General features: G+C 63.5%; 15 protein-coding genes. All 15 read right to left on the reverse strand.

Annotated elements, in window-relative coordinates; all coding sequences use genetic code 11:
- Positions 1-112: 112 nt before the first annotated feature.
- The 15 genes from ACH413_RS11935 to ACH413_RS12005 all read right to left on the reverse strand — a co-directional run bounded on the left by ACH413_RS11935 (position 113) and on the right by ACH413_RS12005 (position 14067).
- A complete protein-coding gene (locus tag ACH413_RS11935; RefSeq protein WP_360031142.1) occupies positions 113-1768 on the reverse strand; it encodes a UvrD-helicase domain-containing protein in 1656 nt (551 codons plus the stop codon).
- Positions 1765-3549: a hypothetical protein gene (locus ACH413_RS11940; protein WP_360031144.1), complete on the reverse strand. Its 1785-nt coding sequence runs from the start codon at positions 3547-3549 to the stop codon at positions 1765-1767. Before ACH413_RS11940 ends, ACH413_RS11935 begins: the two co-directional genes overlap by 4 nt.
- A 141-nt stretch (positions 3550-3690) precedes the next feature.
- Positions 3691-3981, reverse strand: a complete 291-nt coding sequence (locus ACH413_RS11945; RefSeq protein ID WP_360031146.1) for a hypothetical protein — start codon at positions 3979-3981, stop codon at positions 3691-3693.
- A 106-nt stretch (positions 3982-4087) separates the two neighbouring features.
- A complete protein-coding gene (locus ACH413_RS11950; protein WP_360031147.1) occupies positions 4088-4867 on the reverse strand; it encodes a YgjP-like metallopeptidase domain-containing protein in 780 nt (259 codons plus the stop codon).
- Positions 4864-5742: a DNA-processing protein DprA gene (locus ACH413_RS11955; RefSeq protein WP_360031149.1), complete on the reverse strand. Its 879-nt coding sequence runs from the start codon at positions 5740-5742 to the stop codon at positions 4864-4866. The genes ACH413_RS11950 and ACH413_RS11955 overlap by 4 nt, the downstream gene beginning before the upstream one ends.
- 35 nt (positions 5743-5777) lie before the next feature.
- Positions 5778-6212: a hypothetical protein gene (locus ACH413_RS11960; RefSeq protein WP_360031151.1), complete on the reverse strand. Its 435-nt coding sequence runs from the start codon at positions 6210-6212 to the stop codon at positions 5778-5780.
- 950 nt (positions 6213-7162) lie between these two features.
- Positions 7163-7978 (reverse strand): hypothetical protein, encoded by an 816-nt coding sequence (locus tag ACH413_RS11965; protein WP_360031152.1) that lies wholly within the window; start codon positions 7976-7978, stop codon positions 7163-7165.
- A gap of 29 nt (positions 7979-8007) precedes the next feature.
- A complete protein-coding gene (locus ACH413_RS11970) occupies positions 8008-8367 on the reverse strand; it encodes a hypothetical protein (RefSeq protein WP_360031154.1) in 360 nt (119 codons plus the stop codon).
- Positions 8368-9205: 838 nt separating this feature from the next.
- Complete coding sequence (locus tag ACH413_RS11975; protein ID WP_360031156.1) at positions 9206-9574, reverse strand: DUF6355 family natural product biosynthesis protein; 369 nt, start codon at positions 9572-9574, stop codon at positions 9206-9208.
- 60 nt (positions 9575-9634) lie between these two features.
- Positions 9635-11380, reverse strand: a complete 1746-nt coding sequence (locus ACH413_RS11980; protein ID WP_396424964.1) for a BTAD domain-containing putative transcriptional regulator — start codon at positions 11378-11380, stop codon at positions 9635-9637.
- Between the two features lie 860 nt (positions 11381-12240).
- Positions 12241-12594, reverse strand: coding sequence for a hypothetical protein (locus ACH413_RS11985; RefSeq protein WP_360031159.1), 354 nt, complete (start codon positions 12592-12594; stop codon positions 12241-12243).
- Between the two features lie 17 nt (positions 12595-12611).
- Positions 12612-13031 carry a hypothetical protein gene (locus ACH413_RS11990; protein ID WP_360031161.1) on the reverse strand — a complete coding sequence of 140 codons (420 nt, stop codon included), beginning with the start codon at positions 13029-13031 and terminating at the stop codon, positions 12612-12614.
- Complete coding sequence (locus ACH413_RS11995) at positions 13028-13471, reverse strand: TadE/TadG family type IV pilus assembly protein (RefSeq protein ID WP_360031163.1); 444 nt, start codon at positions 13469-13471, stop codon at positions 13028-13030. The genes ACH413_RS11990 and ACH413_RS11995 overlap by 4 nt, the downstream gene beginning before the upstream one ends.
- Positions 13468-13878: a TadE/TadG family type IV pilus assembly protein gene (locus ACH413_RS12000; RefSeq protein WP_360031165.1), complete on the reverse strand. Its 411-nt coding sequence runs from the start codon at positions 13876-13878 to the stop codon at positions 13468-13470. The genes ACH413_RS11995 and ACH413_RS12000 overlap by 4 nt, the downstream gene beginning before the upstream one ends.
- A gap of 3 nt (positions 13879-13881) precedes the next feature.
- Positions 13882-14067, reverse strand: a complete 186-nt coding sequence (locus ACH413_RS12005) for a hypothetical protein (protein ID WP_360031167.1) — start codon at positions 14065-14067, stop codon at positions 13882-13884.
- Between the last annotated feature and the right edge of the window lie 11 nt (positions 14068-14078).

Below are 14078 nucleotides of genomic sequence, written 5' to 3' on the forward strand. Positions count from 1 at the left end.
GGTTCGTGGCCTGCAGGCTCGCGGTTGACGAGGCAATCGGAGATCGTTGCCGCTGGCTGCTTGATCGCCGCGACGGCGCGTTCGGCGTCGACCGATCTTCCTGACAAGAAGGCTAAATTACTGACCGGCAGACCGCAATCAGTGGCTGCCAGAGCGGATGCGCAATGGCAGGAACGACTAGATGGGACTGCTTACGAGCGCGAGTCATAACAACGTAAAGAAGCCGTGAACCTTCCGGGTATGGCTCGTCCTCACACCCGTAAAACTCGTCCGATCCAAGCAAGAGGATTGTCGTATCAGCCTCCCGCCCTTTTGTCTGGTGAAGGTTCATAACTTGAATCGGTCGCCGCCGATTCGCAAGATTTCCAACAAGAGATTCATCGCGAACTTGAAGCAAGTCAGCCATAATAGCCGCAATTCCCTGTTCGCCACGTCGGATCTGCAGTTTATTACGCGTGCGCTGGGCAGCCTGCAGCCAGGTCTCTTGGCCACGAAATGTACCAATTCGACCGTAGGCGCCGGCGACTGTATCCGCCAGGAGTTCCAGGTTGAGCGGATTTACCGAGGCTCGAAGATCTGTCGCAAGTTGCGCAAGTGCGCGTTCCAAAGCGGGGTTATTGGCGGGGGTGAGCATCTGCCGCGCGAGCGGAGAAAGCCCTTTGCCTCGCTGCGTTGCTGTAATGTATACGGCCAGCGCCCGGAGAACCGGAGCCGAGTCGTCGCCGAGCGCATACTGGACCAACGCCAATTGAGCGGCGAGCGCTTCACCGTAAGCTTCCCCAAATCCAACTTGCTCGTGAATCAGTCCCGCAGCGGTCAATGCGTCCGATAGTTCTGTAGTCGCAGTGTTCGTGTGAGTGAAGATGCTTACGCTGTGCCCGTGATGACGGGCTTGTCGCGCGAGGTCGATTACTTGCGCGTAGCCTCTATCGTCCGTCATTTGCGTGATGGTCAAGCGCCCGGTACTGGCAGCCACCCGCAGTGCAGGATCATTGAAACGTCGCCGTCTAGCTGCCTCGGCTGCGGCGGGCAGGACGCCGCTGGGATCTCGATAACTTGCGGGCGGCAAATCGATCTGCTGGGCCCCAGGGATGGACAAGGCTGAGGCGATGCGTGTCGCCGCGTCGACTCCAGGCTTGAAACCGCCATAGATGGACTGGTTCACATCTCCGAGCAGGATTCGCCGGGCGCGAGGTGCGATCAGCTGAAGAAATTGCCACTCTTGCGCGTCGGTGTCCTGGAACTCGTCACAGATCACAAGGCCATAGCGACTGGAATAGTGGTCGCTCACCCTCCTTATTGCAAGCAGACTTCGTGCAGCGGGTATGAGTTGCTCGTAGGTGAGTCCTTTAGGGGCTCCAGGAACACGCATATTTGCCGAGCTTAGAACGGTGAGCGGCGGAGCAAATCCATGACTGGATCCAAACGCGCTTATGATCCGCCATGCGAACCCGTGGAACGTTGCAACTTCCAACCGAGGGCCATGAGGGCCGATAACTTCTCCGGCGCGGTCGACAATTTGCGCAATCGCCGTCCGAGAGAAGGACAGGAATAAAACACGTTGACGCGCCGGGAGTACCGCGCGAGCTCCAGCCTTTTCAGCAGCACATCGAAGAGCCTGCAGCCATTTATCTGCAGCTTCAAGGTGCGCACGGGCCGCCGAAACAGCGGTGATGGTTTTGCCAGTACCAGCTCCACCGGCAACGACGACAACAGGATCGTTGCTTGAGACGACAGATTTTTGCTCGTCGTTCGGCCTGTATTTCATGAGGACTCCGGCGCAGGTCTCGGAATCTCGGCGAGGTCGATCAAAGTAGCGCCACTATAGGTAGGGCTTGCAACTGCACCGAGGACATCAAGGACAACCTTGATCATCGGCGGATGGACTCCGGTCTCTGAATACAAGGCTTCAAGGAGCTGTTCATGAAGACCCTGCTTGTGAGTTACTTGACAAAGTTTCGTAAAAGCAGCCTCACCAGCCAGACCAGCAACCGGATCCGGAATTCCGTACGCAGTGAGAGCGGAGCTGGCGCCAGCAACTTTGTCAATACCTATTCCAGCAAGCATGGCTCTTTCGATAGCGCCAGCAGGCAGCCGGATAACCACATCGCTTGTTTCTTGGATCTTTTGAAGCTGAAGCTGAGATTGAGGGCTATCCTTATCTCGATCGATTAGCGCCACAACGCGGAATCCCAGAGAACGAGCCAATGAGGCCACCCTTGGAATTTGGTCAATTCCACCGTCCTGCCCAGTGCCCGCGGCGACGAGACGCACACCATGAGCCGAAAGAGGCAGAGCTCCAGGAGGATATCGGCGGTCGACCTTTGCGTAGACCGCCACGTCATGGGGACCCTCAGTGATCGCAACCGTCGGCGCAGTCAACGCCGCCAAGAGTTGCGTGTGCAGCTGCCGCACAGCCGTCAGGGCCTTGCGATCAGTGATGGTTGAGAGTTGATGGTGCGCGCGGGTGCCGCCGTGGCGGACGAGGCGGACGAGTTCGTTGGGCTCGAAGGCGCGGGCAACCTCGGGACGCCGAGTCGATAGCCAAACTTGCCCAGATCGCGCTCGAAGGACGGACGCCAGATGCTCCGCTGCCGCAGTGTCAAGCCGATCACCGAAGTCGTCAGCCAAAACGATCGCGCCCGGAACGTTAGCGAGCAGCATGGCCTCTGCTACCGACAGGATGGCGGTAGCCGTGCTGCCCTGGTTCGTCAACGCCAGGAGCCCGGCCGCGTCGAGACGCATTGCTGCTTGCAACGTGCGCAGCAGAGCAGCGATAGAACCGTCTTCTGCGAGAAACCCAACATCGGCGGACGTGATGGGAACATCGCCGAGGCGTGCTCCGGCACCACCAGACTGCAGAACGGCGTCTACCGCCTCGGTGATGGCGGGATCTGTTGACAACGCGCCAATTGCGGCGTTGACGGCGTCGTAGAGCCGCTGAAAGGCCTGCTTCGCGGCCAGAGGATCACGGCCGTCGATTATCTGCCGTAGTCGACCACCAGGACGCAACTGCATCGGCTGGCTGACACTGAGATTGATGACTGGAAGAGCCCTGCGGGTCGTGGCAGGCACGCGTACGTATTGGCTGATTGCCGGGTTGCTGAGTGCGGGATAGTACGTAACCGTGTCAAGTACATCGGCGTCGCTGTCGTAAGTGAGTCGATAAGCAAGCCGAACACACAGGGGGGTGAAGGGGTTCGCATCGAGATCGTCGCTTGCCGCGCCAGACAGGTCGAGGGGCTCCAAACAGCCGTCGAACAACTGCTGTGCATCAGGGTCAAGATCGCTCAATGTCACTTCGATCTCGGCGACCTCGGCACGGGTCGTGACTTGAGACTCCCCGGGAACTGGAGCCTCTACATGCTGCCGAAGATCAGCTACTGACGGACTACGAGCCGTGTCCGGATCAAGCACACGAACAAGCGCGGCGATAACGTCGCTGCGACCCGCGCGCGGCACGCCAGCGAGCAGAACGTGACCAACCGGGCGAAGATCCAAATTGTCCCAGCCCCTGAAGCCCGAGATCACCAATCGCGTGACGCGCATCGAGTCATTCTCCAGGATGGCCCAGGATTTATCCTCAACGGCGCGCGGATCGCTAGTCGCAAGTGGCGGGCGTGGACCCTCGATTCACTTTGATGGAGGACTGGCCGCTCCGACCGTCAGGCCCTTCGCCCAAGATCGGGCTCACTCAGACGCGGCTCCGGCAACATCCTCTTTTCCTTCCAGCAGCTTGTACAGGTTGGTCCGATCCATGCTCGACTCACGTGCAACCTGAGCTTTCGGCACCCTGTCGTCGATCGCTGCGGTTATCCGCGCGAACCGCGTCTTGCGAGCCGTCTTGAGCTTGCTGAGGGTGGCGACTCGGTCCGCCTGAAGCTCGGCCTCTTGCTTGCGGATCTTCTGGAGGTGGTCCTGCAGCTCCTGCACCTCGGCCGCGCTCTCCCTGAGCAACCCGAAGTGCTCTTCCTTGTCCACGTCCCGCTCCTTCCCACCGTGCTTGAGGCACAAGCCGGGCGAGCCTGTTGTATCACGGCGTGGACCACTACACCTCGACTCGACACCAGCAGGCTCCGAGACGAGTTCACGCGGGTCGGTTCCAGCCGCCCAGCCAGGCATGCCGGCCAGTCTCGGCGAGTTCGGACTGACGTTGCCGCCAGTCCGGCATCCACTGGTTCATCTGCCGCTGCCAGGCAGGGCCGTGCGAGCGTCCAGCCGGACCGGTGGCGTGAGCCATCTCATGTGCGAGCAGGTACTCAACGAGCCGCACAGGCAGGCTGAACGCCGACCAGTGCGCGGCCACGGTGTGCTTTGGGGGCGTGTAGTACAGCCCCCAGTGACGGCGACCGAGGTCGCGGACGACGTAAGTCAGGTCCGAGATCTGGCCGTCCAGCTCGTACTGGCGCCCGTGCCGTTGCAGCCACGCCAGCCCGATCTTGCGGTAGAGGCCGATGATCGCCAGGCGAATCTGGGCCGGTGACTGCCGATGCACGTACAAGATCCCTTCCGGGGCGAACGCGGGCAGCTGGTCGACAGCCGCGGGCACGTGGTCCACGAGCTGCAGCCGGTAGCTGGCCCCGTAGAGGTGGAACTCCTCGCCGTCGATAAACTCCTTGATCGGATGGGCGGGCGCGAGCCGCGTAGCGATCTTCACCTTCTCGGTGAGCCACTGCCGTTTGCAGGTGACAAACCAGGTGATCAAACGCGGATCCGTGTTCTGCGGGACCAGAACCAGGACCGCACCGCCTGGTTCGACTTCAAGCGCTAGTCGGCGACGTCGCGGGCGGACCACCACCTCGATCTGCCAGTCTGCTGGGAGCGACACCGCCGCGAGCGCCGCGCGGAACGGCTCTGAGCTGGTCATAGCAGGCCCTCCCGGTAGTCGACGTGGTCGAGCGAAGTGGCCACCGTGGCGGCACCGACACGGAGGAGTTCGTTCACGCCGGTCAACGTGACGGAGTGGATCGGCCCAGGAACGCCGTACACCCGCCGCCCCAGCTCCTTTGCGGCACCAGCGACCGTGAGCGCGCCGCTGCGTCGTCCAGCTTCAACGATCACGGTCGCCGCCGTCAGGGCGGCCAGCAGGCGGCACCGCGCGCGGAAGCGGGCTCGGCTCGGCAACACGCCGATCGGGTACTCGCTGACCAACAAACCGCCCTGATCAACAACCTGCTCGTACAGGCGGACGTGCTGTTGTGGAAAGGTTCGATCCACGCTGCAAGGCAGGATCACAACCGTCCGGCCGTCTGCGGCAAGCGCGCCGTGGTGGGCGGACTCGTCCACTCCGAGGGCCCCTCCGCTGACAACCACCGCGCCGGCATCGGCCAGCCCACCACCGAAATGCGCGGCAATGGTGTTGCCGTAGGCAGAAGAGGCGCGGCTTCCGGTGACCGTGACGGCGGTGTTGGTCAGCTCGGTGAGCGAAGCCTTGCCATGCAACCAAAGGGCTAGCGGAACGCCGGGGCCGACCAGAGCAGACAACCGACCCAGCGGCCAGTCCTCGTCTTCCGGGACAAGCAAGCGGGCCGTGCCGTTGTCGATGGCCCGCAAGTCGTCCTCTATCCGGAAGTCCTGCCGAGCAACCTCGGAGAGGACCACTGCGGGAGCAGCGCCGTTTCGGATGCGAGAAACGGCGTCAACTGGGCCGTGCACGGCGACGAAGTGGTGCACGGCAGGCGCTGGCGGTTCCACTGCGCGCGAGAGGAACAAGCGGGCGCGAAGCACGTCGGACGACGACATGATCAACTCTCCTGACGAGTGTCGTGTCGGTTCTGTCATCCGTAGACGACTTGACCGAGGGTGGCGAGCTGGACGATCGCGTCGAAACCAACGCAGTCGAGCTGACAGAGCGCGTCGGTGGCGGCGTCATGGCTGTCGGCGTCCAGCACGTCGACGATCTGACCGATGATCTCGTTCGACAGCTGGACGGAATCGCGCTCGCACACGATGCGGGACATGGTCGCGAGCATCATGTTGTGGTCCAACGGGAAACGGTCGCCGGTCTCGTCTTCGATCAGTTCGACGTTCCAGTCGAGTACTTCGTCGGCGGTGGCGTCACTGCCGTCTCGCGCAACGGTTCGCTCGTGGGCGACCGTCGACCAGAAGTGGCGCATGTCCCCTGAGTCGAGCCACATGCACCACGTGTCGTCGGGCGTGAGGCGCGGCACGCGGCATTCGTTCGAGGTCTGGGAGTTTCTCTGATCGTTCACGTCGTACTCCGTCCACAAAGGTGCCGAGATAGGGCTCTTGCCAGCGAAAGGCTTGCGAGTTCGATCAGCGGCAGTGGCCGGTGACCTGAACGAGGTGCGCCATGTCGACCACGGGCCCAGCCCAGTAGGTGACGTGCGCCGGCTCATCTCCTACGCCCCATACACAGAGCCGGAAATCGGGGTCACTCGGGCAGGCCCAGACTGACCTACGACCAGGCCCGTCGGATGCAGGATGACCGTGTTCGTCGCAACGATGGCTCTCAAGTGCGCCACCCCAGCAGAGGCCCACGTGCTGAACCGCACGGACGTAAGGGGCGTCAAACGGGACCGCGTGCGACTCCTGTTGCGCAGCAGCCCAATCGGCTAGCTCATCAGGGGTCAACGGCCGATGAGAAGTGATCAAGGCACGGACCGTGTCAGCGTCGTTGAGCCGGCCGTGGTCACTGCTGTCAGCGAAGACGAACGAACTCGGACTGGTGAACCACAACGTGATCCACTGTGGGCCACGATGCCACCCACGCGCGTACCCGCGTCGATCGAGCAGCTCAGTGATCGGGACCGGCGGCAACGTGCCGTCCAGTCCTCGGTCCGGACGCGGGGTCCACCTGTGAGCGCGAAGATCATCGTCAACGGTCGGGTAGATCATGTCCGTGGTCTGGACTCCGGAATAGCCGCTTGCCGCGCGACTCAGTGTGTCTGCCAAGCCGCTCATGCGTCCCGTAACGTTGCGCAGTCCCTTTGCCGACATGGGTTGCGAACTCAACGTGTCGTCGTGCAGGTCGGCTACCTGACAGCGGAGGTTCCCCGCGAGATCGCTCAAGCTCGTGAGGCTGGCAGCCTGCAGGCGGTTCACCGTCTCCAGGGAACGGACGCGCTCTCGTTCCTTTTCGAGCTCCGCACGAAGGGCGTCATGGGTGGCTGAACTGTTGCGACTCATCGCGAAACCTCACTTAGGCGGCTGACTGGTATCCCGTTCCAGGGCACGTGGCCAGGTCGGGGAGGTAGGTGGTCCTGAACTCGTTCCACGCACGCTCGGAGTTGGCGCGAGCGTTGTTGCGGCCCTTGTCCAACCGGTTCGGGCCGCGTCGTTGCTCCGCTTCCTGGTTGAGCCGTTGACGGACCAACCAGGTCACGGCCTGCACCTGGTGGGCGGAGATGTGCTCACCTTCAAGTGCGGAGATCCGTTCTGCCGCGCGGTGATAGAGGCTCACCACGTGGTCGTAGTGCCGGCGGGAGATCGAGCCGTCTTTACGGCGGGACCCGCTCACGGGCGCCGATTCGTACTCCTCGGACGTGAGCGCACGACCATGCGCCACAGACAGCGCGTGGCGGTCGATCACCACGCACGGTGCATCCGGATCACGGTCCCCGCCGAACTCGATCAGGTGGGCGAAGTCGCGGATCTTCGGTCCATTGAGGATGTCCTCGTACCGCTCCCCGTTGAGCAGCCGGTCCGCCGCGCGTTTCTGTCCGGCAGTGGCGAACATCCCGCAGCCGGGGCCACCGATCCCCTTGCCATCACGTAGGACACGGGCCGCGTTCAGGACGTTGCCGATCCACCCCTGTTGCGGCGAGTAGATCGCGAGCATTCCGGCGCCGAGATGGGCGTTGCCGCCCGCGATCACGGCTGCCACGTGGTGCGCGTCGGAGTACCAGCGCATCCCCTGTGCGATCTCGTCACGCGTGGCCTGGTTCCAGTGCCAGACGATGTTCTGGTGGCCTACCGGATGCACCCGGAACCACGGGTGCGCATGGGTTTCAGGCATGGCAGCTCAGCCCCCGGAGTCCTCAGGATTCACGCCACGGACGGGGCAGGAACCGGAATCGACGTCATGGCAGCGAAATCGAAGATCGCGAGTTGACCGGTTTCCGCAGCGAGCGCCATCGCATCGGACAGCTCCGCCGTCACGACCGAGACGTCCAGGTAGACCCGACCGGTCACGGGGTCGCACCAGCCGCCGAGGACACGGCCCGGCAGCGAGAGGGCACCCTTCGACCGCGACACATACTCGTGAATGTCACCGCTGGTCACGCGACGTTCGTAGACACGCTCAAGTTCCGGATGCACCGCCACCGCGTAACCGCAACGAACGTCCGAACCGCTGCTGGGATCTACAGAGAATCCGCCGTCCAGGACCGACAGAGCGTCCGCCATCGCACTAATACGGGCAGACCAATCGATCAGAGTCATAGTCATGGCAGCACTCCGCTTGACGAGAGAGATTGGCTGAATGACGTAGCGATTCAGTCCAGCGCAAATAGACGTTCAAGAGCCGTCGCTCGCGCTTCCAAGAACTGATCGCTGCCACCGACACCAACAAGGGAGGCGCTGACCGATTCGAAAGGGCTCACAGGGACGCCGTGCCCTGGTCCTCACCCTCTCGAACCAGAGTGTTGACCTCTGGTCGTTGAGTCGACATGTAGAAGTACACATCCATAGTCAACACTTCACAAGCCCCAATTTCTCGCCTCACCCGAAATGGTCATTCATCCGCCGGCACGCTTCTCTCTCGCCGCCTACTCGCTTTCGATCATGCGGAGCGCACCGGCCAACGACCAATTCGAACGCGCATATTAAGCGATTCTTGGGCGGCGGAAACGGGAGAACAAGGAAGCGGAGACCATCGCACGCAAGGCAACCAAGGGGTCAGAGGGTTACGAGGGCCGACCACCAGCCAAGTCGACTGTTCCAACGCCTGTCGGCCACCGAGTCGGGTGCTACACGGGCAGCCCCAGAACCACCCTTGACCAGCGGAGTCGTCTGCATCAAGGGCTTCCACCTAGAGGGAAGCCACAGAGGACCGTACTCAGGAAGCCCAGCAGGGCCCACTCATGAGCGTGGCGCCTCCGCGACCTGGGTCACGAAGGCGCCACGTATTTTAAGTTCGACAAACAGAAAAACAAAGACAAGATCACGAGCATTCAGAACAGAGAATAACCAGACAGGCAGGATTGCATTTGTCGTACGACCCATATCCTACGCGGGATTACCCTTAGACACGAGGTTGCGATACCGAGCACATCTGTTTGCCAGGCGGGCCAATGAGGTTGGGCGGCGTTGAGACGTAGTAGGCATTGACGACCACTTGCCCGCCAGAGCGGAAGAAAGGGTGTTGGGCCCAAGGCGGTTCACACGCCGTCCCGGTGTTTCCTCCGCTCCAGTGGAACTTGATGAGGATGAAGCTGTCAGCGCAGTGGAAATAGCGCGCCGTGAGTTCTCCGACCGGTTGGGGCAACGGAACGAAGCCGCATCCGGGCGACGGCATGATTCTGGCGGAAGCATCGGCCTCCTGGGGATCAGCGATAGCGGCCGCGGCGAACATGGCTGCGGCACTGAGCACGCTGGCGAGTCGACGGTTCATCGGACTGGCTCCAATCTGGAAACTGGTTGGTAGAGCTGGAAAGCGGAGGGCCGCAGCGGTTCAGGACACGGCTGCGTGATCGACTGAGACGGTCTGCCGCCCGAGAAGTTCGGCGAGAGTGCACGTGTCGACGCTGGGCTCTGCGTCGATCTCGCTGAGCGTGGCGGTCAGCAAGGCGAGCGTTCGGGGCACCGCGCTGTGCTGCCCCAGCCGGGCCTGGACGCGCATGATGTCGCGATAGACGCCTTCGTTGTACTGATCGAGCTCTCGCGCCCGCTCAAGCAGGAGAAGTTCGGTCTTGGGGTCTGCGCCGTTGTGCTCGCTGATCAAGGCGCCAAGAGCGTCCAGCACATCACGGCGCGCGGACTCTCGAAGCGGTTCGAGCCATGGAGACGACAGGTCTTCAGCGAGGTCGCCCGCATAGAGGTCAACCGCGGCCTGCAGCTGCGATCCCTGGAGTACTCGGCGGAACTGCCATAGGTCTACATCCGCGAGCTCATCATTCAGCCTGTAGCGGCCGCCGTCGTTCAGCACGAGGTCGGTCACTACGCCGTCCGTAGCGTCCGCGAGCACGCGGCGAAGCACGGACAACGCGTTGTGGAACGAGTTGTACGGACGCGGCGGCCTGCTATCCGGCCACACCGCCTCGTTCAGGGCTTCGCGTCGCACGCCCTGCGGATGCAGTGCCAGGTGGACAAGGACTTCACGGTGCTTCGGGGTGAGCAGGCCGTTGAGCTCACGAGCCTCGGAGTCCGTCTGCACGAACACGAGCTGGAAGCGGCCGAACACCTTCACCGACAGCCGTGGTCGCGCGGCGTCGGTGATGCGGTCCGCAACCACGCACGCACGAGGTTCGGGAACAGAGAACCCCGGATCAAGGTCGGCTTGATCGACGGAACTCAGCCCTTCCGGAATTCCTATGTCGACTTCAACCTCCCGAAGAGCGGTCAGCAGGTCCGCGGCGTCCTTGGCCGGCAGGTGGAACAGCCGCGCGCCGGCGAACTCGTCACCGAGGCCAGAACTGGTGGCGCTCACCGTCCCGTCAGCTCGAACCGCCACCGTCGCGCCTGGCCGCCATTGGCCGAGGAGGATCCCGGCGAGGCCGAGGGTGGATCCGTTGTCCAGCACTGCCTGAAGCCGGCGTTCGGCGTGTGCGACGGGGCAGGCGACCAGGACGACGGCGGGCGTGGGAGTCCGAGGTGCTCCGCTTGCTCGACGTGCGCGAGTGAGCAGGGAGGCCTCCATCTCATCGAGTGCGGCGTCCAGCGAGGTAACGACTTCCACGGACTTCGGGAGGCATTCAGCACCAAGTCCTTCGAGGAGCAGATGGAGGTCTTGGGCGGGCACGAGCACACGAAGGTTCTCGTGACCCTGCTGCTTCGCCAGGATGTGCAGGAGGAGCGCTCGGACTGCCGCGGTCGCTCCTGGGCCGGCCAACCCGATGCCGCGCGTGCTGGCGAGGTTCACTGCGAACTCGCCTTCTGGCCTCGAACCAACCGCTGCGGGCACGGGCACAGGACCGCCGAACGACTCCACCTCGTCGACTTCGGCCACACCAAGCTCCCGCTGGGGCGGATCGAAGTCGACGAGTTCCATCTCGTGGCCGTGCTGCCCCTGATCGTTCCGGTGGAGGACTTGCAGCGCGCGGACTGCGGGCGCTGCTGGCCGACGAAGGTCCGCACGGTCCCCGCTGCCGAGCCGGTACCGACGTCGCCGGCGCATCTGCGTCGTCGCCAGCACGGCCGAGATCGCCCCCGCCAAGCCAGCGCTCACGTACACGGCAGGCATCAGGTCGATGCCCTGCACCGCCTGATCATCACGTGGCTCGTCGGCCCGCTCCACCGGAGCGGGTGCAACGGATGTGCTTGGTGCCGCGTTGGTCGGCGGTGGGAGTTGCGGTGGCTGAGCTCCTGCCGGTTCCGGCACGTATGCGGCGATCTTCCAGCCTGGCCGCACCAGGTCGGGACTGGTGAGGGAACGCCCGTCCGCCTGTTCGACCCCGCAGTTGAGCTGGAAGAGCTCAGGCCAGCGATCGCCACCACCTGGCCCGTAGACGCGTTCGGCGACCCTCCACAAGCTGTCGTAGATCCCGTTGTGCGGAAGCCGGATCTCATCGACGACACGCACGAGACCGGGCGGAGCAGGCTCCGCACGATCGACCACCACCCCAGTCGCCGCGGGCAGCACTGGGCCCGGCACCGCGGGTGCGACCGCCGCGATGGACATCGGCTCGTGGAAGCGCACATCTGGCCCAGTAACAGGTGTGGTTGCCAGCGCGCGGTTGGTCAGGAGGGTCAGCACAACGGCACCAATAAGGGTGCCGGCGAGTGCTTGCAACGGTCCTCGTGCCCGAGATGCTTCCCAGGTCATGCCGCGGAGAACATCGAAGATGGAGCGGAGGACGGCCAAGGCGAAGCCGAGCCAGGAGATCCAGCAGATGATCGCGAGCAGGTTGATGAAGAGTTGGCCGCTCATGGGGTTGAGCAACGTGGTCTGAGTCTCGCCCCACGTCGGCATGTGGTCGGGCAGTGGCCAGCCGACGAAGTGTGCCAGCGCCCAAGGCAGGCCGACTACGAGCGCGGACAACGCGACTAGCGCAAGCAGTCCTCGCACCACACGGGCGATAGCGAGCATGACGGACCTGCTCACCATCGTCGACTCGTGGGTCATGGCGTATCGATTTCCTGCGGCGCAACGGAATCAGCTGCGATTGCGGGCGCCGCGGACGGAATCACTGTTCGCCGCTTGCGCCTTCCTCGGTTCGGCTTGCGGGCGCTGACGATCTGTTCGAGGTCTGCGGAAGGGGTTTCAGTGAAGGCAGCCAGTTCGTCGATAGCGATCACGTCGTTGTTGTCCATGATCGCGTCACCGATCTGCTGGTCGATCTCGCTGAGCCGCTGGAGCACCGCGGTGCGCTCGTGCGTGAGCTCGCCGACGAGCAGGGCCGCTTTCGTTCGTCGCGCACTGCGGGCGGAGTCGGCTTCCTCAACACGGCGGGCGATGTCGTCAGTCGTTGCCATCTCCGTTTTCCTTCCTGCTATGAGATTCCGCGTTGCGGTTGTGCTTCCCCGCGGCCGGTGACCGTGATCGTGTCCACGGCGAAGAGGCTGAGAAGCTGGGAGCGTTGGTGGATCGTCACGGTCACGGTGACGGTGTTGTCAGTGACCGAGACCGATCCGGTGTGGTGTGACGCGGCAAGGTGGTTCTGGGCCGCGGCGGTGGCTCGGGCCGGTAGGAGTCGCAGGGTGCCGTCAGCTCGGTAGGCGGCCACGTCGATCTCCTGCGCTCCAGCACGTGCGGCTTCTTGTGCCTGCCCCATCGCGCGGACCTTCGCAGCGAGCCCAAGTCCGCCGTCGAGCACGAGGCCACCGAACGCGAACGCAGCTACCGCGATGGTGACCACGTAGGCAGTGACCTGGCCGCGTTGGTCAGCACGTAGTCGTTCGAACCTCTTCATGGCGCAGCTCCCGACGTCCCGCGCCAGGTGTCGACGACCGAGGAGAAGGTGCAGTTGAGAGTGCGGCTTCCGGGCACTCCAAGCCCTGACAGGTCACCGAGGTCGACGGTGCACGAGACCGTCGCGGTCACCGTGGAACCAGCCCGGAGTCCGGCTGTGTCGATCGCGACGGCCAAGGACCGGCAGGTGACGCCCGCTGCCGCGAGCGCCGAGGCAGCGGTCTCGTGGGCGGCAGCGGTGGCTTGGGCCGCCGTTCGAGCTGATGTTGCCGCTCGAACGGCCTGGTGTGCGACGTCGCTGATTCGTACCTGGGTGGTGGCCAGCCGGCCGCAGAACACCACGAACAACAGCAGGAGAACCAAGAGCGGCGCTCCCAGAGCGAGCTCGGCTGCGGCGGAGCCTCGTTCGTCTCGCAGTCGCGCTTCTACAGCGGGATTCATGGCGACACCGCCGGGGTGAACCTCTCGACCGGGCCGACGGCCTCGGCGTGCACCGCGAGAGACAGGAACGGAACCACGCTGACCGCCTTCCCGCGCACCTGGACGGAAGCCTGTGTTGGACTGCGTTGTGCGGAAACCGTTGCGCCACGCAGCGTTCGGTTACCGAGCTGTTCGAGGATCAGCTCCCCTGCTGCTGTACCGGCACCAGCGCTCCCGCCCAGGACACGGGTGGAGGACAAGCCCTGCGCTGCTGCGGTTTGTGCGATGTGGGCCGCGTGCATGTACAGCGCGAACTGCGCGATCAACAGGAACAGCAGGAACAGCAGCGGTGCGGTGATCGCGAGCTCGGCTGTACCGCTTCCTCGTTGATCGAGGCGAGCGCGCTGGATGAGCTTGAGCATGGTCATCGCCTACAACTCGATGCTGTTGGCCTTCTGGATGGCCTTGGCCACGATGACCGCCACGATCGCGATCGCCGCGGCCACCACTAGCGCGGTGGTCACGACAAACTCGGTCGAGTAGCCCCGGTCGTCGCGGCGGGCCCTCTCCAGACCGGCTTCGAAGTAGAGGACGAGAATCTGGATCTCGATGGACATGAACCTCTCCT

The sequence above is a fragment of the Lentzea sp. NPDC020367 genome (assembly GCF_044387305.1).
Taxonomy (GTDB): domain Bacteria; phylum Actinomycetota; class Actinomycetes; order Mycobacteriales; family Pseudonocardiaceae; genus Lentzea.

Excerpts from the sequence above, each read along its gene's own strand:
- ACH413_RS11935 (WP_360031142.1), bottom strand. The coding sequence starts at position 1,768 with ATGAAATACAGGCCGAACGACGAGCAAAAATCTGTCGTCTCAAGCAAC.
- ACH413_RS11940 (WP_360031144.1), bottom strand. The coding sequence starts at position 3,549 with ATGCGCGTCACGCGATTGGTGATCTCGGGCTTCAGGGGCTGGGACAAT.
- ACH413_RS11950 (WP_360031147.1), bottom strand. The coding sequence starts at position 4,867 with ATGACCAGCTCAGAGCCGTTCCGCGCGGCGCTCGCGGCGGTGTCGCTC.
- ACH413_RS11955 (WP_360031149.1), bottom strand. The coding sequence starts at position 5,742 with ATGTCGTCGTCCGACGTGCTTCGCGCCCGCTTGTTCCTCTCGCGCGCA.
- ACH413_RS11965 (WP_360031152.1), bottom strand. The coding sequence starts at position 7,978 with ATGCCTGAAACCCATGCGCACCCGTGGTTCCGGGTGCATCCGGTAGGC.
- ACH413_RS11970 (WP_360031154.1), bottom strand. The coding sequence starts at position 8,367 with ATGGCGGACGCTCTGTCGGTCCTGGACGGCGGATTCTCTGTAGATCCC.
- ACH413_RS11975 (WP_360031156.1), bottom strand. The coding sequence starts at position 9,574 with ATGAACCGTCGACTCGCCAGCGTGCTCAGTGCCGCAGCCATGTTCGCC.
- ACH413_RS11985 (WP_360031159.1), bottom strand. The coding sequence starts at position 12,594 with ATGGCAACGACTGACGACATCGCCCGCCGTGTTGAGGAAGCCGACTCC.
- ACH413_RS11990 (WP_360031161.1), bottom strand. The coding sequence starts at position 13,031 with ATGAAGAGGTTCGAACGACTACGTGCTGACCAACGCGGCCAGGTCACT.
- ACH413_RS11995 (WP_360031163.1), bottom strand. The coding sequence starts at position 13,471 with ATGAATCCCGCTGTAGAAGCGCGACTGCGAGACGAACGAGGCTCCGCC.
- ACH413_RS12000 (WP_360031165.1), bottom strand. The coding sequence starts at position 13,878 with ATGACCATGCTCAAGCTCATCCAGCGCGCTCGCCTCGATCAACGAGGA.
- ACH413_RS12005 (WP_360031167.1), bottom strand. The coding sequence starts at position 14,067 with ATGTCCATCGAGATCCAGATTCTCGTCCTCTACTTCGAAGCCGGTCTG.